The following is a 20,245-nucleotide window of genomic DNA, read 5'->3' as shown; positions in this document are numbered from 1 at the left end:
GTCCCGGCGGCCGGTTCGTCCCCCGGTCGGGAACGCCCGCCCGTGTCCCGGCCCTGCTCCTCACCGCCGGGACGGTCGGGACGCCCCCGCCGCCGTCGGTTGCGCCTCCCCGGCCTGCGGCCCGGCCGCCCCCGCGGACGCCGCGGCCCCCTCGCCGCCGCCCGGGGTGTGACGCCACAGCTCCCGCAGGATGCGCCGCAGCGCCGTCAGGACCTCGCGTTCCCCCAGTCCATCGGTGCGGAAGAACGCGGCCGGCCGGCCCCGCACCGGCTGGAGCCGCCGGCCCAGTTGGGGCCGCAGTGCCTCGCAGGTGCGCGCCAGCGCCTCCGCCTGCGGCGGCACCGCCTCCAGGTCGATGCGCGTCCCCTGCTGCTCGATGCGGAAGACGCCACAGCGCGAGGCCAGCTGCCGGATCTCGGCCAGCGCCAGGAGGTTGCGCACGGGCTCAGGCGGCGGGCCGTAGCGGTCCTGCAGGGCTTCGCGCACCTCGGCCAGCTCGGCCGGCGTCTCCGCCAGGTTGACGCGCTTGTAGAACTCGATCTTCTGGCGGGCGTCGCGGATGTAGCCGTCGGGGATGTGGGCGTCGACCACCAGGTCGACCACCGGCTTCAGCCGCGCCGGCCGCCGGCGGCCGCGCAGCTCGGCCACGGCCTCCTCCAGCAGCTGGGCGTACAGGTCGAAGCCGACGGACAGCATGAACCCGTGCTGCTCGGGTCCCAAGAGGTTGCCGGCGCCGCGGATCTCCAGGTCGCGCAGCGCCAGCTTGAAGCCCGCGCCCAGCTCGGTGAAGTCCTTGATCGCCTGGAGGCGCTTCTGGGCGTCTTCCGTCAGGACCTTGTCGCGCCGGTAGGTGAAGTAGGCGTACGCCACCCGGTCCGATCGCCCGACCCGCCCGCGCAGCTGGTAGAGCTGGGCCAGACCGAAGCGGTCGGCGTCCTCCACGATCAGCGTGTTGACGTTGGGCATGTCGAGGCCGGACTCGATGATCGTGGTGCAGACCAGCACGTCCGCCTTGCCCGCCATGAAGTCGACCATCACCCGCTCCAGCTCGCCCTCCGGCATCTGGCCGTGGGCCACCGCGAAGCGAGCCTCGGGGACCAGCCGCTCCAGACGCCGTCGTACCGCCTGGATGCTCTGGACCCGGTTGTGGACGTAGAACACCTGGCCGCCCCGCCGCAGCTCCCGCTGGATGGCGTCGCGGACCAGGGACTCGTGCCACTCCACGACGAAGGTCTGCACCGGGAAGCGGTTCTCCGGGGGCGTGTCGATGCGGCTGAGGTCCCGGATGCCCGCCAGCGCCATGTGCAGCGTGCGGGGGATCGGCGTGGCCGACAGGGTGAGCACGTCCACGTTCTGCTTCAACTGCTTGAGCCGCTCCTTGTGGGCGACGCCGAAGCGGTGCTCCTCGTCGATGATCAAGAGCCCCAGGTCCTTGAACCGCACGTCGGGCTGCACCAGCCGATGAGTGCCGATGACGATGTCGATGGTCCCCTGGGCCAGGCCGGTCAGGATCTCCGCCTGCTCCGCCGGCGACGCGAAGCGGCTCAGCGTGCGGATGGTGACGGGGAACGGGGCGAAGCGTTCCTTGAAGGTACGCTCGTGCTGGTAGGCCAGCACGGTGGTGGGCACCAGCACGGCCACCTGCTTGCCGTCCTGCACGGCCTTGAAGGCGGCCCGCATCGCCACCTCGGTCTTGCCGAAGCCCACGTCGCCCACCAGCAGCCGGTCCATGGGCACGGGCCGCTCCATGTCCGCCTTGACGGCGGCGATGGCGGCCAGCTGGTCCGGCGTCTCCTGGTAGGGGAAGGCGTCCTCGAACTGCCGCTGCCACGGCGTGTCCGGGCTGAAGGCGTGGCCGCGCACGGCCTGGCGCGCGGCGTAGAGGGCCAACAGCTCGCCGGCCAACTCGCGCACCGACTCCTTGACCCGCTGCTTGACCTTGTGCCACTCGCCGGAACCGAGCTTGGCCAGCCGCGGCTGGTGCCCTTCGGCCCCGACGTACTTCTGGACCAGCTCGATCTGGTCCGTCGGCACGTAGAGCCGGTCGCCGCCGGCGTACTGGATGGTCAGGTAGTCGCGGTGCACCCCCTGGATCTCCATGGTGCGCAGGCCGAGGAACCGGCCGATGCCGTGGTGCACGTGGACCACGTAGTCGCCCGGCTTCAGGTCCACCAGGCGCTCCAGGGCCTGCGCCTGGGTCTCGGCCCGTTCGGCGGCGGCCGTGGGGCTGCGACGGCGGGCCACCCGCCGGCCCAGCACCTCGCGCTCCGTCAGCACCACCCAGCGCAGGGCGGGCACCTCGAAGCCCTCGCTCAGGGCGGCCGGCGCCACCCGCACCTCCCCGGGGTCCGGGACGCCGAGGGCGGATGCGCTCCGCGCCGCCACGTCCCCCGCGGCCAGGGCCTGTTGCACCCGACGAGCCCGCTCCTCGTCGCCCGCCACCACCAGGACCCGGTAGTGCTGGCGCTGCCAGGTGCGGATCTCCTCTTCGAACAGATCCCACTGGCCGTGGAACATGGGCGCCGGCCGAGCGGTGATGGCAAAGACCTGCCGCGGCTCGGGGCCCTGGCCGGGCGCCCGCGCCAGCAGGGAGAGGTACAACACCGGCCGCGAGGCCAGGGCGCGCCACAACCCGCCCGCGTCCAGGTACAGGGATGCCTGAGCGGGCAGGATCTCCCCGCGGACCAGGAGATCCGCCTGGCGCTCCTGCCACTGCCGCTCCCGGTCGGCCACCGCCTCCTCGAGGGCACGGGGCTCGACCCCCACGGCCAGGGCGGGTCCCGGCGCGTAGTCCAGCAGCGTGGCCATCTCGGCCACGAAGAGGGGGAGGTACCGCTCGGCCAGGTCCACCGCCCGCTCGGCCTCCAGGCGCGCCAGGTCCTGCTCCAGCCGCTCCAGCAACTGGCGCACCGCCCCGCCGCGGCGCTGCCGGGTCTGCTCCCGCAGCCGCTCAAGCTCCTCTGCCAGGCGGGCCAGGCCGCGGCGCCAAGCCGGTTCGTCCAGCACCAGCTCGCGGGCCGGCACCAGCTGCGCCCGGTCCAGGCGCTCGGTGGAGCGCTGGGTCGTCGGGTCGAAGCGGCGCAGCGACTCGATCTCGTCGCCGAAGAACTCGATGCGCAGGGGCTCGCCCGCGGGCGGGTAGACGTCGACGATGCCGCCGCGCGCGGCCAGCTCCCCGGGGCGCTCCACCTGCTCGACCCGCTGGTAGCCCGCCGCGACGAGCCGGGCCAGCAGCGCATCGCGCTCGAGCCCCTGTCCCGGCTCCAGGTCGAGGAGACCGGCCGCCCACTGCTCGGGGTGGGGCAAGCGGCGCGCGACGGCGGCCACCGGGGCCACGACGATGCACGGCCCCTGCCGGATGCGGGCCAGGGCCTGGAGGCGGGCGGCGGCGAGTTCGGGGCTGGTCGCCAGGACCTCGAAGGGCAACACCTCGATGGCGGGGAAGACCACCACGCCGTCCGCCGGCACCCAGGCGCGCAGGTCGGCGGCGAGGGCGTCCGCCGCGCCCTGGTCCGCGGTGAGCACGAAGAGGGTCCGCCCTGTGGCGGCGGCCAGGGCCACCAGGAGGCTCGCCGCCGCCGACCCCGCGATGCCATGGACCGCCTGGGCGGGCAGTTCCCGGCGCACCCCTCCCGCCAGGGAGGGGAACTCCGGCAGCTGCTGCCACAGGCGCAGGAGCTCGTCGGTGAGGTCTTGGGCCGGTCGCCCCGTCATGTCTCGCCTCCGCCTCCGACGGCCGGGTCCGCCCCCGCGGACGGCCACGGCGTGGGCCCGTTGTAGCGGGACATGGCCCGCTCGAGCCCCGCGGCCAGCACCGCCAGGATCGCCTCCACCGCCCGCCGCACCGCCGCCTCCACCAGCGGCCGTTCCATGGGGGCAAAGGGGGCCAGCACGTAGTCCGCGGCGTCGACCCCCCGCGGCGGGCGCCCGATGCCCACCCGCAGGCGGGGGAAGTCGTCCCGCCCCAGGGCGGCGATGATGGACGCCATGCCGCGATGGCCGCCCGCGCTGCCCCGCGGGCGCAGGCGCAGGTGCCCCAAGGGCAGGTCCATGTCGTCGTAGACCACCAGGAGGTCCCCCGGCGCCACCCGCCAGGCCCCCACCACCTGACGCACCGCCTCTCCGCTGCGGTTCATGTACGTCTGCGGTTTGAGCAGGACCACCGGCTCGTCGCGCCAGGAGGCCTCGACCCACAGGGAGGCGAAGCCCCGGCGCCAGTCGGCCGCGCGCAGCCGCCGGGCCAGGGCATCGACCACGGCAAAGCCCACGTTGTGCCGGGTCCCTTCGTACTCGGGCCCGGGGTTGCCGAGCCCGACGACGATCCGGGGCACGGTGCCGCCCCTCCATCCCTCCGAAGATCGAAGCGATCCACCGGGCCGGGCGGGGCCGCCGCCGATCCCGTCCCCGCCGGCCCCAGCTCAGCTCGCGCCCCCGGCCGGCGCCGCCGCACCAGTCCCTCCCGCGGTGCCGCCCGCCTCGGACTCGGTCCCGGCCTCCGCCTCGGGCTCCAGCTCCTTGGGCGGCAGCAGGACCGCCACGATCTCGTCCGGTTCGTTGAGCACCCGCACCTCGGCCGGGATCGGCAAGTCCCGCACGCGCAACTCCTCGCCCACCGGCAGATGGGCCACGTCGGCCTCGATGGCCGCCGGCAGGTGCCGCGGCAGGCACTCGACCTCCAGCTCCGCCAGCTGGTGCTGCACGATGCCGCGCTTCTCGGCCTCCTCGACGCCCGTGAGGACGACCGGTACCTCCGCGCGCACCGGCTCGTCCTCCTTCACCTCGAACAGGTCGACGTGGAGCAGATCGCCCCGCACGGGGTGCCGCTGGATCTCCTTGATCATGGCGTTCAGCTGGCGGGACTCCCCGTCGCGGACGAGCTCGACCCGAAAGACGCCGCGGGCCTCGCCGGACGCCAGCAGCCGGTGGAACTCGCGGGCGTCCAGCCGCACGGGGAAGTTCCCGCTGGGCCCGTAGAGCACCGCCGGGATGCCGCCCTCCCGGCGCACCCGCCGGGCGTGGCCGGGTTCCCGGGGTACCGCACGTAGCACGGCTTGCACCAGGACGTCCCTCCCGACCGACAGGTTTGGCGCGCCGCCACAAGCCGGCGCTAGTTTAGCCCGCGGGCGCCCTGGGTGTCAAAGGCGCGCGGTCGCACCCGCCGGAGCGCCGACCGGCCCGGGCGACGCGGGGCCGACCGCCGCGCCGGCACGACCGCGCTCGGCGATGGCCGCGATGCCCGTCCCGAGGCGTCGCGGCCGCTGGCCAGCGATCAGGTGAAGAGGCGGCTGACGGAGAGGTCCTCGTGGATGCGGACGATGGCCTCGCCGAAGATGGGCGCGACGGAGAGCACCTTGACCCGCGCCTTCTCCGCCCCCGGCGGCAGGGGGATGGTGTCGGTCACCACGATCTCCTCGATCGGCGCCTCGGCCAGCCGCTGCAAGGCGTTGCCCGAGAAGACGGGGTGCGTGCAGCAGGCGTACACCGCCTTGGCCCCCAGCGCGATCAGCGCCTCGGCCCCGTGGCGGATGGTGCCGCCGGAGTCGATGATGTCGTCGATCATGATGGCGGTGCGGCCTTCCACGTCGCCGACCACCGACATGACCTCCGCCACCCCCGGCTCCGGCCGCCGCTTGTCGATGATGGCGATGGGGACGCCCAGCCGATCCGCCAGCTCCCGGGCGCGGGTGACGCCGCCGTGATCCGGCGAGACCACCACCGGCCTCTCCAGCCGCTTGCGGGCGAAGTAGTCGGCCAGCAGCGGCACCGCGGTGAGGTGATCCACCGGCACGTCGAAGAAGCCCTGGATCTGGCCGGCGTGCAGGTCCATGGTGACCACGCGGTCGGCGCCGGCCACGGTCAAGAGGTTGGCGACCAGCTTGGCCGTGATGGGCTCCCGCGGCCGGGTCTTGCGGTCCTGCCGGGCGTAGCCGTAGAAGGGCACGACCGCGTTCACCCGCCACGCCGACGCCCGCTTCAAGGCGTCCAGCAGCACCAGGAGCTCCATCAGCGTGTCGTTGGGCGGGTGGCAGGTCGGCTGGATGACGAACACGTCCGCCCCGCGGACGCTCTCGTTGACCGAGACCCGCACCTCGCCGTTGGCGAACCGGCCCAGCTCCAGGTCGCCCAGGGGGACGCCGATGTGCTGCGCGATGGCCCGCGCCAGGGCCGGGTTGGCGCTGCCGGCGAACAGCTTGAGCCGCCCGCTATCGTACGCCATCGCCGTTCCTCCCCCGTACCCGCTGGCGCCAGCGGGCCGCCCACCCTTCCTTGTTGACCTGGCGCTCCCGGGCGATGGCCAGGGCGTCGGCGGGGACGTCCTGGGTGACGGTCGAACCGGCGGCGACGTACGCGCCGCGGCCGACCCGCACGGGGGCGACCAGGTTGGCATTGCAGCCGATGAAGGCGCCGTCCTCGATCACGGTGGCGTGCTTGCGGTGGCCGTCGTAGTTCACCGTCACCGTCCCGGCCCCGATGTTCACGCCGGCTCCGACCCGCGCGTCGCCCAGGTAGGAGTGGTGGTTGACCTTGGCCCCCTCGCCCACCTGGGCGTTCTTGAGCTCCGCGAAGTTGCCGATCCGCACGCCGGGGGCGATGCGACAACCCGGGCGCACATGGCTGAAGGGGCCGACGCGGCAGCCGTCGCCGAGCTCGCTCTGCTCCACCACCGAGTACCAGACCTGCACGTCGCGCCCCAGCACGCTGCCGACGATGTGGGCTCCCGGCCCCAGCCGGCACCCCTCGCCGATGCGCGACCCCGCGGCCAGCACGGTATTCGGGTAGATCACCGTGTCGCGGCCGATCTCCACGTCGTCGTCGATCCAGGTGCTGGCGGGATCGATCAGGGTGACGCCCGCCGCCATCCACCGCCGTCGGATGCGCTGGCGCAGGGCGGCCTCCGCCCGGGCCAGGGCCTCGCGGTCGTTGACCCCCTGGACCGGCTCGGGATCCGGCGCGGGGACGGTCTGCACCTCGAGCCCCTGCTCCCGCAGGAGGCGCACCACGTCCACCAGGTAGTACTCGCCCTGGGCGTTGGCGGGGGTCAGCCGCCGCAGGGCGGCGAACAGCGGCTCCCGCCGGTAGCAGGCGATGCCGGTGTTGACCTCCCGGATCGCCCGTTCGGCGGCGGTGGCGTCGGCCTCTTCCACGATCCGGACCACCCGGCCGCCAGCGTCGCGGACGATCCGGCCGTACCCCGTGGGATCGTCCAGCTCGACCGTCAGCAGCGTCGCCGCCGCCTGGGACCGGCGGTGGGCGGCGATCAGGCGCTCCAGCACCGGCCCCTCGAGCAGCGGCATGTCGCCATAGAGCACCAGGACGTGGTCGGCTTCCCCCACGGCCGCCTCGGCCGCCAGGACGGCGTGGCCGGTTCCCAGGGGCTGCGACTGGACCGCATAGGCCACCCGTTCGCCCAGCCGGTCCCGCACCCGCTCCGCCTGGTGGCCGACCACCACCACGATCCGGTCGACACCCGCCGCCTCCGCGGCGCGCACCACGTGCTCGACCATCGGCCGGCCGGCCACCTCGTGCAACACCTTGGCACGGTCGGAGCGCATGCGCTTGCCCAGGCCGGCGGCCAGGACGACCGCACACAGCCGTTGGTCCACTTCGGCGCCCTCCCCGGGGCAACGACTCGACCCCAGCCGGGGCCCATCGGCCGGGGCGGCTGCAGGCCATCGGCCCACCCTGGGCGGCGGACCTACCGGCCCCCTCCGCGGGCGGCGGGTCCCGGTGCCTGCCGCCAGGGCACCCACCGGATGGCGTGGGTCCCCGCGACGGCGTCATGCCAGGCACGCCGCGGCCGCCCCTCGCTCCCCCCCAGCAGCGGCCACCAGCCCGCGCCCAGGGCCACCGTCCCCGCCACGCGCGCGACGAACCGGACCAGGGCCCGCCGCGTCCCCGGCGGGCGGCCGTCGGCGCCGACGACGCGCACGCCCACCGCCAGCTTCCCCAACGTCATCCCCCAGCGGCCCTCGCCCACGGCGAAGTACGCCGCGGCGGTGGCCGCCATCACCGCCAGCCCCAGGCCCACGGCCGCCCCGCCCCAGCGGGCGTCGGCCACCGCCAGGACGGTGAGGCCCGTCACGTTGCCGAAGGCGCTCAGCAGCGCCAGGTCGATGGCGCCGGCGACCCAGCGCAGGACCACCGGGGCCGGTTCGTCCCGATCCCGTGGCGCCACCGCCCTCAGCCCTGGAGTTCGGCCAGGGTGCGGCGGATGGCCTCCTGGTCGGGGAGCACCTTGGGGTCGTCGGTCACCCAGCGGTAGCGGATCACGCCGTCCTTGTCGATGACGAACGCCGCCCGCTTGGCCACGCCACGCAGGCCCATCAGCTCGTCGTAGTACACGTCGTACGCCTTGGCGACCTCCTTGTTGAAGTCCGACAGGAGCGGGAAGTCGAACCGCTGCTGTTCCGCCCACGCCCGCAGGGTGAAGGGGCTGTCGACGCTGATGCCCAGCACCTGGGCGTCGAGGCCGCTGAACTGCTGGTTGTACGTATCCCGCAGGGCGCACATCTCCTGCGTGCACACGGAGCTGAAGGCGAAGGGGAAGAAGTACAGCACCACGTTCTTCTTGCCGCGGAACTGCCCCAGGGAGATGGTCTCCTCGGGTCCCGTCGCCGGCAGCCGGAAGTCCGGGGCCTTGTCCCCCACCTGAGCGGCCATCGTCATCCCTCCCGTTGGGCTTGCGCTCGTGGCGCGGTGGCGCCCCACCCTCCACGCATCGGATGGCGCCCCACCCTCCGTGTATCAGATTCGCGGTGCCCGGGTAAAGGGCCGTGCCGCCCGCCCTCGCGGCGGACACGGTGCGCGGCGCCGGGACGGCCGCCGGGGGCCGGTCCCGTCCCCCTTCGCCGCCGGGCTCGCCGAGGGCGCCACGACGCCAGGGGGCGGCCACCCGCCCGCCCCCTGGCGTCACCGCCTCCGCCGGCTCCGGTCGGCGCCCCTCCTCGCCGCCCTCCCCGCCGGCGACTCAACCCACCTGCCCGGCGGCCATGGCCTCGACGTGCTGCCGGTAGGCCGCCAGCACCGCCTGCTGGATGCGATCCCGTGCCTCCGCGGTGATGGGGTGGGCGATGTCGAAGTACTCGCCGCTGGCGGCGCGCTTCGAGGGGAAGGCGACGAACATCCGCCCTTCCGCGCCCTCCACCACCTTCAGCTCGTGGACGACGAACTGGCCGCCGAAGACCACCGAGGCGAAGGCTCGCATCCGGCCCGCCCCCTTGACCGGGCGGATCCGCACTTCCGAGATGTCCACGGCGTCACCCCCTTTCGCCGGGGGGATTCGACCCGTGGGCAACCATTTCCTGCCACAATCCCGAAAGATTCCTTCGCTCCCCGCAGACCCGCCCGCGCCGCCGGCCGTCGGCCTGGCGTCAGCCGCGGCGCGGGGCCGGTTCGTCCGCCACGCCGTGCACCACGTACCCGTGTGCCGCCAGGGCTCGGCAGATCTCGTCCACGTGCCCCGCGTCCCGGGTCTCGATGATCAGCTCGACCTCGGCCTCGCCCAGGGCCACCTCGTGTCGCAGGCGGTCGTGGTAGACCGCCAGGATGTTGCCCCCGCGGTCGGCGATCACCTTGAGCAGGGCCTGCAGGGAGCCGGGCCGGTCGGCCACCAGCGTGCGCAGCCGGATCAGGCGGCCGTCCTCCAGCAGCCCCCGCTCGATGATCCGCGCCAGCAGGTTGACGTCGATGTTGCCGCCGCTGACCACCACCGCCACGCGACCCGCGTCGGGGACCTTGCCGTGGAGCAGCGCCGCCAGGGCCGCCGCTCCGGCCCCCTCGGCCACCAGCTTGGCCCGCTCGAGCAGGAGCAGGATCGCGCGGGCGATCTCGTCCTCGCTGACGGTGACCATGTCGTCCACGTAGCGGCGGATCAGGCGGAAGGTCATCTCGCGGGGCGCCTTGACGGCGAGCCCGTCGGCGATGGTGCGGGCCCGCTCCACGGGCTCGAGCCGCCCGGTGGCGAAGGCGCGCGCCAGGGCCGGTGCCGCCTCGGGCTGCACCCCCACGATCCGCACCCCCGGCCGTCGGGATTTGACGGCCACCGCGATGCCGGCGATGAGCCCGCCGCCGCCCACCGGGACCACCACCGTGTCCACGTCGGGCAGGTCGTCCACGATCTCCAGGCCGACGGTGCCCTGCCCCGCCACCACCAGCGGGTCGTCGAAGGCGTGGATGAAGGTCAGGCCGCGCTCCGCCGCCAGCTGGCAGGCCCTCTCGTAGGCCCCGTCGTAGCCTTCGCCGTGGAGCACGACCTCCGCGCCGTAGCCGCGGGTGGCCACCACCTTGGTGGTGGGCGCCGTCGCCGGCATGACCACGGTCACCGGGATGCCCAGCCGCGCGCCCGCCAGGGCGACCCCTTGGGCGTGGTTGCCCGCCGAGGCGCAGATCACGCCCCGGGCCCGCGCGGCGGCGTCGAGGCGCGCCAGCCGGTTGAAGGCCCCCCGGACCTTGAACGATCCCGTCTTCTGCAGGTTCTCCAGTTTCAGGAAGACCTCGGCGCCTGCCATCTCCGAGAACGCCGCCGAGCTCAGCAGCGGCGTGCGGTGGACGAACCCGGCGATGGTGGCCGCGGCATCCCGGATCGCCGGCAGGTCCACCGCGGCGGGCCCATCGCTCGTCGGCCCCGCCGGCTCCCAGGGACCGGCCGACCGGGCCGGCCGTCCCGGCCCCGCCGCACCGTCCCGCCCCGCCGCCGTCCCATGGCCTCGGGCCCGGCCCGGCCCCCGGCTCGGGGACGTCTCGGGCCCGCCGGCCCCCGCCTGGACCGACGGGTTGCCATGGGTCCCTTCGGTCATCGCCGGCACGCCTCCCTCCTGCAGGTCCCCGGCCGCCGCCCGGCCCTCGCGCGGACGGCGCCACCGCGGCCGGTGGGTCGCGGGTCTAGCGCCCCAGGCTGGGCCGGACCCGCACCTGCCGCCTCACGGTGTCCACCCCCTCCAGGACGACCACGGCGAAGTAGTCGTCCACCAGCTTGCGGGCCGGCTCGGCGGTGGCGATCACCACGCCCAGCCCCACCACCCGCGCCCCGACCTCCCGCATCAGGTCCATCATGCCGCGGGCGGTGCCGCCGCCCTTCATGAAGTCGTCCACCAGGAGCACCCTCGCCCCCTGGGGTACCGCCCGCCGGGGCACGGACATGGTCGCAATGCGCTGCGACGACCCCGACACGTAGTTGATGCTGACCGACGGGCCCTCGGTCACCCGGCTGTCCCGCCGCAGCAGCACCAGCGGACGGCCCAGGGCCCGGGCCGTCATCAACCCCAGGGGGATGCCCTTGGTCTCCACCGTCGCCACCAGGTCCGGCTCCTCGGCGCGGAAGCGGGTGGCGAAGAGGGCGCCGAGCCGTTCCGCCCAGGTCGGCGCGAACAGCAGGTCGGTCATGTAGAGGAACCCGCCCGGGAGCACGCGTTGGGGGTCCCGCAACGCCGCCGCCAGCTCCTCGGCCAGCTGCCGCGCCGCCTCCTCGCTCACCCGCGGCTCGTAGGTCACGCCGCCGGCCACGCCGGGGTAGGTGCGGATCGTGCCGAGCCCCTCCTGGTCGAGGACCGCCTTGATGAGGGCCAGATCGTCGCTGATGGTCGACTTCGCCGCGGCGAACCGCTCGGCGAACTGGCCCAGGGACCAGAGGTGCCCCGGTCGGTCGGCCAGGAGCTTGACCAGCGCGGCGATGCGCTCGCTCCGTCGCAGTTTAGCCAAGGGTTCGTCCTCCTCCGGGCGCCACCGCCCCCGACCCCCCTGGCCCCGCTCCCCGGGGCCCGTCGCCGGACGAACCGGCGGCCGCCCGCAGCCGGGCCTCCGCCTGGCGGTAGTCCGCCACCTTGTCCACGTCCATCACCAGCTCCGGATCGACCACCTCGACGGCGTGGCCCCGCAGCCCGGCCAGGCCGCCGAGGCGCCGCTCCAGCTCGGCCACCGTCGCCCGCCGCGTAAGGACGCGCCAGAGCACGGCGGGCCCGAACAGCAAGGCCAGCTTCCACGGCTGCTTGCGCGCGGCATACAGCGACTCCGCCCACCGCAGGGCCTGGGGAGCCGCCGCCAGCCGCAGGTACAGGGCGTTGCCGCCGGTGAACTCGCCGTCGCCCAGGCGCACATAGGTCCGGCTGGCGCCCGGGAAGCGGGCTTCGACCGTTTCCCGCCGGGCGATGGGGTAGGCGATATCGGCGCCGGGCGGGACGGCCGCCAGGAACCGCTCCAGCATCGCGCCGGTGACCAGCGGCACGTCGCCCGTGACCAGCAAGGCCCCGACCGCACCGGGCAGCGCCTCCCGCAGGGCTTCGAGGCCGATGCGCACGTTGCCGAGCAGGTCCGCGCCCGGGCGGACCACCCGCAGCCTGCCCGCGGCGCGGGCGCCGGCCAGCTCCGCATCGTCGGGTCCCGGATCCGGCCCCACCAGCACCACGGCGCCCAGCGACGGCGCGGCGAGGCACGCCGCCGCCACCCAGGCCGCCATCGGCCGGCCGGCCAGCGGGACCAGGCCCTCCCACTCCGCCGGGTGGATCGCCCGCAACGCCCCCGTATTGCGGCGGCCCGCCAGGATCACCGCCCCGATCCCGTGATCCACGCTGCCTTGCACGTCCTCCGCCCCTTCCGCCGTCCCGCCCCCTGCGCCGCCTCCCCCGGCACCCCGGCCGGCGCGTCAGAGCGTCCGGACCAGGCGCACCCCGGCAAAGGCGTCGGCCAGGCGCTGGCAAGCCCGGCGCGCGGCCTCCTCCCGCGCGAAGATCCCCCACACCGCCGGCCCGCTGCCGCTCATCCGCGCCAGCACGGCCCCCTCGCGGTACAGGGCGTCGACCGCGGCGCCCACCTCCGGGACGTGGGCGGCGACCAGGGGCTCGAAGTCGTTCCGCGCCAGGCGGGCCAGGGCGTCCAGGTCGCGGCGGGCCACCGCCGCGGCGACGGCGCCGCCGTCGGGCCGCCAAACGTCCTCGGCCGCCCGCGGCCGCCACCGGTCCCATTGGGCATACGCCCAGGCAGTCGACACCATCCGCTGCACGGGCACCAGGACCACCGCCAGGCCGGGCCACGCGGGCAACGGCTGGATCCGCTCCCCCTTGCCGCGGACGCGGGCCGCCCGGCCACCCACCAGGAAGGGCACGTCGGCCCCCAACCGCTCCGCCAGCCGGCGCAGGGTGGCCGCATCGAGGGCGACCCGCCAGAGGCGCCGCAGGGCGCGCAACACGGCGGCGGCATCGGCGCTGCCGCCGCCCAGTCCCGACCCCGCGGCGATGCGCTTGACGAGACGGATGTCCGCCCCCAGGGAGAGGCCGCACGCCTCCTGCAGCAGGCGCGCGGCACGCCACGCCAGGTTGGCCGGTCCCGTCGGCACGCCGCCGCCCCCCAACTGGACCGCGGCGGCAGGCGACGCCCCGGCGCCCGCGGCGTGCGGACCGGCCTCCGGGACGGCGGCGTCGGGGGCGGGTTCGACCGCCAACCGGATCTGCCCGTCCCTCCGGAGCCGCAGCTCCAGATCGTCGTACCAGCTGATCCGGTGCAGGATGGAATCGATCTCGTGGTAGCCGTCGCCGCGCCGCGGCCCGATGCGCAGGTGGAGGTTGATCTTCGCGTACGCCCGGATCCGCAGCACCCCGGTGACGGCCGCCGTGCCGCACGCTGCCCGGAGTCCCACTGGCGTCCCTCCTGCTGGCGGGATGGCGGTCGCGCCGCGACCACCGGCCTGGGCCGCCGCCCCGGGCCGCCCCGACGGCGCCCCGCGCGGCCGGCGGCAAGCCGCTATGCTCTTCGTTCCCCCCGCCGGCGGCTCCTCTCCCTGCCGCCGGGCAAAGGGGCTGGCAAAGAAAAGGAGCACCGCCTCCGCGGTGCTCGACGGGGTTCGCCGCCTCCGCATCGCCTCCGGGTTCGCTCCGCCTCCGGCGCCGACCGCCGCTGCGTCGGCCGCCGGCGAGACCGCGTCGCGCCGACCGGCATCGCCGTCCGGGCGCCCATCAGCTGGCGGACGAAGCCGAGTAGTTCAGCTTCTTCCGCTCCTTGCCGTTGTACACGCTGACCTCGACCATGGCGGTCAGGAGGTCGGTGTAGGTGTAGGACAGCCTGCGGTTCTGGTACTCCTCGTCCAGCTTGACGACGAAGAGGTTGGGGTAGGTCTTCTCCAGGGTGCCCTCCCGCTCGACGATGCGCCGGCGCCCCTTGTTGGCGCGGATGCGGACCCGCTTGCCCACGTAGTTCTCCAGGTCTCGCCGGATCTCGGCGAGCACGTCCCGCGACTCGGCCACAGGAACACCCCTTTTGCCCCGCAAGCTCACGGCCGATTATACCGCAAACGGGCCCGCGAGTCAAAAGCGGTAGTCTACCAGAGCCCTTTTTCGAGTGTCAAGCGAGAATTTGTCGGCTGGAGCACGCGGCGCCGCGCGTCCGCGCGGCGCCGTCGCCCGGGGCGCTGCGGCCCGGGCGCCCTCACTTGGTGTGGCGGTCGGCCACGGAGGAGGCCGCGTACGCCTCGGGCTTGATCTTGGCGTCGAAGCCGCTGCCGACCACCATCCCGACGATCTCGCGGATCAGGTCGCGGGTGTCCCCCTGCATGCCCACGTCCAGGTGGATCTCCACGTTGGGGAGCGTCCCGCCGCGCGCGGCGAGGCGCTCCGCCAGCCGCGTGGCCAGGGAGAGGCTCAGGCTGGCCTCGTAGAAGATCTTCTGGCGCAGGCTGCCGATCTTGCGCTGCTTGCGCGCCTGGTAGAAGTAGCGGGCTCCCTTGCCCAGCCGGTGCACCACCACGGCCGTGACGAACTGGGTCTGCTGCCGCACCTGGGAGTCCGTGCCGATGATCAGCTTGTACTGGGCGTCGGGATCGTCACGGATGTAGTCCAGGATCTCGGCGCACATGGCGTCGAAGCTCAGGGCGCCCCGCGTCGGACTGATGAAGGGCGTCTGCACGGCCACTCCCCCCGGCCGGAAGCCCGCGTCTTCCCGTTCTTCCGGGGTCAATTATATCCCAGGGACGTTCCCCTGCCGGAGCCGGGTCCTGCCGGCGAGGGGAACAAGTGGTTGGCCAAGCGGGCAAACCCTTCCAGGTCCACGTCCTCCGGCCGCGCCCCGGGGTCGATCCCTGCCGCCCGGCACGCCGCCTCCGCCTCCTGGCGGCCTACCGCCGGGTGGGCCGCCAGGGCGTTGGCCAGCCGCTTGCGCCGACGGCCGAAGGCCGCCCGCACCAGGGCGAACAGGGCGGCGGGATCCGCCACCGTCACCGGCGGGCGGGGGTGGGGCCACAGCCGCACCACCGCGGAGTCCACCGCCGGCCGCGGCCAGAAGGCCCCGGCGGGGACCGTGCCCAGCCGCTCCACCCGCGCGTGGTAGGCGACGAACACGGTCAACGCCCCGTAGGCCGCCGTCCCGGGAGGGGCGAGCAGCCGTTCGACCACCTCCTCCTGGAGGGTCAGCACCGCCCGCTCCCACCGCAGCGGCGTCGTCAGCCAGCGCACCAGGAAGGGCGAGGTGATGGCGTAGGGCAGGTTGCTGACCAGCTTGACGCGGTCCCGTGGCCTGCCGGCCCCGGGTTCGCCCCCCGCCGCGCCGCCCTCCGGGGCGGCGACCAGTCGCGCCAGGTCCACGCGGAGGACGTCGGCCACCACCAGCTCCAGGTTGGCCAGCGGCCCCAGGCGCTGCCGCAGCGCATCGGCCAGGCGCCGGTCCACCTCCACCGCCACGACCCGGCCGGCCCGCCGCACCAGCCGCTCGGTCAGGGCACCCAGCCCCGGGCCCACCTCGAGCACCAGGTCGTCGGGCCCCGGTTCGGCCGCGGCCACGATCCGCTCGGCCCAGCCCTCGTCCACCAGGAAGTTCTGTCCCAACCGGCGGCTGGGCCGGACGCCGCAGCGCTCCAGCCACCGGCGCAACACCGCACGCCTGGTGATGGGCTCGTTCATCCCGGACGAACCCGCCTCCCCGGCCGCCTGCGCCTCCGGCCCGCCGTCGCCCGTCGGCCCCTGCCCGGGTCCGCGTCCCGGCATCCCTCAGCCCATGGGCGGGGGTGCCGCGCCGCCGACGCGAACCCCGCCCCCCCTCGCCTCCGCCAGGGGCAACCGGAAGAGGCGGACGGCGTTGGCCGTGGTGCGGCGGGCCAGTTCGTCCAGCGGCATCCGCCGCTCGCGGGCGATGCGCTCGGCCACCAGGCGCACCCACGCCGGCTGATTGCGCCGGCCGCGGTACGGATGGGGCGCCAGGAAGGGCGCATCCGTCTCTACCAGGAGCCGGTCCAGGGGCACGGCGCGGGCCACCGCGCGCGCATCCTCGCCGTTCTTGAAGGTCACGGGGCCGTCCAGGCCGACGAACCAGCCCGCCGCGGTCCAGCGCAGGGCCCATTCGGGGCCCGCGCTGAAGCAGTGGAGCACCCCCTCCACCCGCGGCGCCTGGGGGGCGGTGAGGAGCGCCCAGAGCTCCTCCACGGCGTCCCGCTGGTGGATGACCACCGGTAGCCCGCGCTCGGCGGCCAGCTCCAGCTGGGCCTGCAGCGCCCGCCGCTGCACGGCCTCCTCCGCGCGGCCGCGGTGGAAGTCGAGGCCGATCTCGCCGATGGCCACCACCCGCGGGTGGTCCGCGAGACGGCGCAGCTCCGCCAGGGCCGCGGGGGTCGCCTCCCGGGCGCTGTGGGGGTGGATGCCCACCGCCGCGTACACCGCGGCGTGGCGCTCGGCCAGGGCCACCGCGCGGCGCGAGCTGGCGAGGTCGACGCCGATGGTGATCATCGCCGCCACGCCCGCGGCCCGGGCGGCCGCCACCACCTGTTCCCGGTCCGGGTCGAACTCCGGGAAGTCGAGGTGGCAATGGGTGTCCACCAGGACGATCCCCGCGCCGGCCGCCGGCTCCGGCGCCGGCCGGTCGCCGGCGGCCGAGCGCTGCCGCCGGCTGCCGTCCGTGCGGTCGCCGCCCGGGCTGGCGCCGGAGATCGCCTCGTCCCTCACCGGATCCGGCTCCCTTCCGCGATGGGCCGATCGGTGGTCAGCAGCGCCAGGCCCTGACCGTCCTCGGCCGCCAGGACCATGCCCTGGGACTCCACCCCGCGGATCACCCTGGGCCGCAGGTTGGCCACCACGATCACGGTCTTGCCCACCAGCTCCTCCGGGCGGTAGTGGGCGGCGATGCCCGCGACGATCTGCCGCCGCTCGTGGCCCAGGTCGACCTCCAGGCGCAGCAGGCGGTCCGCCCGCGGGTGCTTCTCCGCCTTCACGACCCGCGCCGTCCGCAGCTCCAGGCGAGCGAAATCGTCGATGGTCACCGGGTCGGAGGCGCCGTCGGGGCCGGGGCGGCCCGAGGCGGGGCCCGATGCGGGATCCGCCGCCGGCGTCGGCTCCGCGGACGGGCGGGTGCCGGCGCCCGCTGCCCCCGGGCGCCCTGCAGCCGCCGCCCCCGGGGCGCTACGGCCGGCGACGGGACCGCCCGTCCCGTCGCCGGCCGTCGGCACCACGCCGCCCTCGCGGGCCGGTTCGTCCCCCGGGATGCGGGGGAAGAGGGGCTGGTCCCGCACCACGCGGGCGCCGCCGGGCAGCTGCCCCCACGCCAGCCCCTGCTGCCAGCTGGCCGGCCGGTACTCGGGGCCGAGCCCCAGCTGGGACCACAGCCGCTGCGGCGTCTCCACCAGGAAGGGCGAGAGCAGCACCCCCACCACCCGTGCCGTCTCGGCCACGTCGTAGAGCACGGCCTCGAGCCGCTCCCGGTCTCCCGCGCGGCGCAGCGCCCAGGGCGCCTGCTCGTCGATGTACTTGTTCGCCCGGCCGATCAGGTCCCAGATGGCCTGCAGCGCCGCCGGCAGGTCGAACCCGGCCATGGCCCGCTCCACCCGTTCCGCGGTCGCGCGCGCCGCGGCCGCCAGCACGCCGTCGCTGGCCGCACCGGGAGGCTCGGGGATGCGACCGTCCAGGAACCGCTGGATCATCCCCGTGGTGCGCCAGGCCAGGTTGCCCAGGTCGTTGGCCAGGTCGGCGTTGAACCGGCGCACCAGGGCCTCCTCGCTGTAGCTGCCGTCGTCGCCGAAGGGGACCTCCCGCAGCAAGAAGTAGCGCACCGGATCGACGCCGTACTTGTCGATCAGCTGCACCGGGTCGATCACCTGGCCGCCCGCCCGCGACTTGCCGATCTTGCCCCCGTCGATCAACAGCCATCCGTGGCCGTAGACGCAGCGCGGCAGCGGCTCGCCCAGGGCCATCAGCAGCGCCGGCCAGATGATGGCGTGGAAGCGCAGGATGTCCTTGCCGATCAGGTGGACGTCCGCCGGCCAGAAGCGGCGGTAGAGCTCGCCGTCGGGCCAGCCCAGGGCGGTGATGTAGTTGGCCAGGGCATCGATCCAGACGTAGATCACGTGGTCCGGATCGAAGGGCACGGGGATGCCCCAGCGGAAGGAGGTGCGGGACACCGAGAGGTCCTGCAGCCCCTGGCGGATGAAGGCCACCACCTCGTTGCGCCGGCTGGGCGGCTGGACGAACTCCGGGTGCCGCTCGATGTGCTCGAGCAGCGGCTGGGCGTACTTGGACAGCCGGAAGAAGTAGCTCTCCTCCTGGAGCCGCTCCACCGGCGCCTCGTGGACCGGGCACCGCCCGCCGTCGAGGAGCTCGGCCTCGGTGTAGTATGCCTCACAGGCGGTGCAGTAGAGGCCCTCGTAGACCCCCTTGTAGATGTCCCCCTGCTCGTAGAGCCGCTGGAAGATCTGCTGCACCCGCCGCTCGTGGCGCGGCTCGGTGGTGCGGATGAAGTCGTCGTAGCTGATGTGCAGCCGCCGCCACAGCTCCTTGGTGGCCTCGACGATGGGGTCGATGTACTCCAGCGGCTCCTTGCCCGCCTTGCGGGCGGCGCGCTCGATCTTCTGGCCGTGTTCGTCGGTCCCGGTGAGGAACCAGGTGTCGTCGCCCCGCAGGCGGTGGTACCGCGCCAGGGCGTCGGCCGCCACCGTGGTGTAGGTGTGGCCGATGTGCAACCGGTCGTTGGGGTAGTAGATCGGCGTCGTGATGTAGAACCGTCCCCTCGCTGCGGACGAACCCGGCACCGTCGCTCACCTCCGAGAGAGCGCCAGCCCCCGCGTCCCTAGGGGCGCCAGATCCCACGAGAACGCCAGCCCCCACAGGGAGACAGGGCCAAGAAGAAAGAGCCCCACGCCCAGCAAGGGCGAGGGGCTCCCGCGGTACCACCTTGCTTCGCCCGCGCCTCGCGGTCGCGGGCCTCGGCCCCCCGCTCCCCCACCCGCAGGCGTTGCCGGGCGCCTCCGGTGGGAGGCATCCCTGGGCCCTCGACGCGTCCCTCGGCGGAGGGGCGGAGACGCGTCCCCGGGTGGAGAGCGGGGTTTGCGCGATCACGGGCGCACCCGTCCGATCCTACTGCGCTGCGGGGGCATGGCGGAGCTCCGGGGCGAGCGCATCGACGCGATCCGCTGCGCGGCGGCCTGCGCTGCGTCGGCGGACGGTCCGCGCCACCTCGCGCCTGGGTGCTCCGGTGGCCGGCGCGCCCGTGGTCGGCGCGCGCGGGCGGTGGATCACGTCGGCCCTCGGCCCCCTTGCGACGCCGCGAAGCCCCTGCCCTTCGCCTCCGCAACGGTTCGGATGGCGGCTCCAGGGCCATCCTCGCCGGGCCGCGGAACGGGCTTCCACCGTCTCCCGCCTCGCTGGGCCGCGGGTACCCGGCGACGCCTCCCCTTCCTCGCCTTTGCTCAGATCGGTCGCCTTCGTGCGAGCGGTCGCCTTCGTGAGCGATCGCCTTCGTTCTAGGAATGCGGAATGCGCGTCAGGAACCCAGGACGGTCGCCTTGGCCTGTCGCCTTGGTACCAGAGGCGATGCGTCGCGCCCATGGATCGCGCCGCCCCTGGGACCCCGCCCTCGCGGCCGGCGCCGCCCGGGCGGCAGCCGGGGCCGCCCCGGCCGCGGACCGGATCCTCGCCTGCCCGGGCGCCCGGGCGCCCGACCGCCCGCTGGCCGAGGCCATCGACCCGCCGCCGGTGGGCTGCCCCAGGTCGGGTCCCGGGTGCTCGCCCGGCGCAGGCCCGAGGGCGCGCCGCAAGGCGTGCCTCGCGTCACCTTGCGCCGTATTTTGGCCCCTCCCGGCGGGGAGTGTCAAGGCGTGGGCCGGTCGTGACACCCTGGTGAGGCCTCTCCTGCGCCTTCCCCCCGCCAGCGCCTGCCGATAATCCCCACCGAATAGGGTAGGCGTCGCCTAGCCAGCCGCCGGGGCCCCGAGGAGCCCGGACGGGTGTGCACCACCGGCTGGGACGAGGCGGCCCCCGCCCGGGCCGGAGCCGGGCGGGTCGGCTTG

General features: G+C 74.8%; 17 protein-coding genes. All 17 read right to left on the bottom strand.

The window, feature by feature from the left end:
* Positions 1 to 60: 60 nt before the first annotated feature.
* The 17 genes from mfd to metG all read right to left on the bottom strand — a co-directional run bounded on the left by mfd (position 61) and on the right by metG (position 18,988).
* A complete protein-coding gene (gene mfd / locus Q5761_RS00265) occupies positions 61 to 3,714 on the bottom strand; it encodes a transcription-repair coupling factor (RefSeq protein WP_318750757.1) in 3,654 nt (1,217 codons plus the stop codon).
* Positions 3,711 to 4,331 (bottom strand): aminoacyl-tRNA hydrolase, encoded by a 621-nt coding sequence (pth, locus tag Q5761_RS00260; protein ID WP_318750756.1) that lies wholly within the window; start codon positions 4,329 to 4,331, stop codon positions 3,711 to 3,713. Before pth ends, mfd begins: the two co-directional genes overlap by 4 nt.
* Positions 4,332 to 4,418: 87 nt before the next feature.
* The gene (locus Q5761_RS00255) at positions 4,419 to 5,057 is read right to left on the bottom strand and encodes a 50S ribosomal protein L25 (protein WP_318750755.1); all 639 of its coding nucleotides are present in this window, start codon (positions 5,055 to 5,057) and stop codon (positions 4,419 to 4,421) included.
* Positions 5,058 to 5,269: 212 nt separating this feature from the next.
* A complete protein-coding gene (locus tag Q5761_RS00250) occupies positions 5,270 to 6,217 on the bottom strand; it encodes a ribose-phosphate diphosphokinase (RefSeq protein WP_135224653.1) in 948 nt (315 codons plus the stop codon).
* Positions 6,204 to 7,604, bottom strand: coding sequence for a bifunctional UDP-N-acetylglucosamine diphosphorylase/glucosamine-1-phosphate N-acetyltransferase GlmU (glmU, locus tag Q5761_RS00245; protein WP_318750754.1), 1,401 nt, complete (start codon positions 7,602 to 7,604; stop codon positions 6,204 to 6,206). Before glmU ends, Q5761_RS00250 begins: the two co-directional genes overlap by 14 nt.
* Before the next feature lie 92 nt (positions 7,605 to 7,696).
* Entirely contained in the window at positions 7,697 to 8,176 is a 480-nt protein-coding gene (locus tag Q5761_RS00240) for an RDD family protein (RefSeq protein WP_318750753.1), read from the bottom strand.
* 5 nt (positions 8,177 to 8,181) lie between these two features.
* A complete protein-coding gene (locus Q5761_RS00235; protein WP_135224650.1) occupies positions 8,182 to 8,661 on the bottom strand; it encodes a peroxiredoxin in 480 nt (159 codons plus the stop codon).
* Positions 8,662 to 8,968: 307 nt separating this feature from the next.
* Entirely contained in the window at positions 8,969 to 9,253 is a 285-nt protein-coding gene (locus Q5761_RS00230; RefSeq protein ID WP_135224649.1) for a SpoVG family protein, read from the bottom strand.
* Positions 9,254 to 9,371: 118 nt separating this feature from the next.
* Positions 9,372 to 10,796, bottom strand: coding sequence for a threonine ammonia-lyase (gene ilvA / locus Q5761_RS00225; RefSeq protein WP_318750752.1), 1,425 nt, complete (start codon positions 10,794 to 10,796; stop codon positions 9,372 to 9,374).
* Between the two features lie 85 nt (positions 10,797 to 10,881).
* Positions 10,882 to 11,697 (bottom strand): pur operon repressor, encoded by an 816-nt coding sequence (purR, locus tag Q5761_RS00220; RefSeq protein ID WP_135224648.1) that lies wholly within the window; start codon positions 11,695 to 11,697, stop codon positions 10,882 to 10,884.
* Positions 11,690 to 12,562 (bottom strand): NTP transferase domain-containing protein, encoded by an 873-nt coding sequence (locus Q5761_RS00215; RefSeq protein ID WP_318750751.1) that lies wholly within the window; start codon positions 12,560 to 12,562, stop codon positions 11,690 to 11,692. Before Q5761_RS00215 ends, purR begins: the two co-directional genes overlap by 8 nt.
* A gap of 75 nt (positions 12,563 to 12,637) precedes the next feature.
* On the bottom strand, positions 12,638 to 13,627 hold the full coding sequence (gene ispE / locus Q5761_RS00210; RefSeq protein ID WP_318750750.1) for a 4-(cytidine 5'-diphospho)-2-C-methyl-D-erythritol kinase: 990 nt from the start codon (positions 13,625 to 13,627) through the stop codon (positions 12,638 to 12,640).
* Between the two features lie 316 nt (positions 13,628 to 13,943).
* Positions 13,944 to 14,231, bottom strand: coding sequence for a Veg family protein (locus Q5761_RS00205; RefSeq protein ID WP_135224646.1), 288 nt, complete (start codon positions 14,229 to 14,231; stop codon positions 13,944 to 13,946).
* 181 nt (positions 14,232 to 14,412) lie between these two features.
* The gene (locus Q5761_RS00200; RefSeq protein ID WP_318750749.1) at positions 14,413 to 14,889 is read right to left on the bottom strand and encodes a ribonuclease H-like YkuK family protein; all 477 of its coding nucleotides are present in this window, start codon (positions 14,887 to 14,889) and stop codon (positions 14,413 to 14,415) included.
* 47 nt (positions 14,890 to 14,936) lie between these two features.
* On the bottom strand, positions 14,937 to 15,878 hold the full coding sequence (rsmA, locus tag Q5761_RS00195) for a 16S rRNA (adenine(1518)-N(6)/adenine(1519)-N(6))-dimethyltransferase RsmA (RefSeq protein WP_318750748.1): 942 nt from the start codon (positions 15,876 to 15,878) through the stop codon (positions 14,937 to 14,939).
* An 87-nt stretch (positions 15,879 to 15,965) separates the two neighbouring features.
* Positions 15,966 to 16,913 carry a TatD family hydrolase gene (locus tag Q5761_RS00190; protein ID WP_318750747.1) on the bottom strand — a complete coding sequence of 316 codons (948 nt, stop codon included), beginning with the start codon at positions 16,911 to 16,913 and terminating at the stop codon, positions 15,966 to 15,968.
* Positions 16,910 to 18,988: a methionine--tRNA ligase gene (metG, locus tag Q5761_RS00185; RefSeq protein ID WP_318750746.1), complete on the bottom strand. Its 2,079-nt coding sequence runs from the start codon at positions 18,986 to 18,988 to the stop codon at positions 16,910 to 16,912. Before metG ends, Q5761_RS00190 begins: the two co-directional genes overlap by 4 nt.
* Positions 18,989 to 20,245 lie beyond the last annotated feature (1,257 nt).

Origin of the sequence: Thermaerobacter composti (assembly GCF_033582035.1) — a bacterium.
Taxonomy (GTDB): Bacteria; Bacillota; Sulfobacillia; order Thermaerobacterales; family Thermaerobacteraceae; genus Thermaerobacter; species Thermaerobacter composti.
Note: the sequence above shows the minus strand (reverse complement) of the source record. Positions and strands in the feature narration are given on the sequence as shown.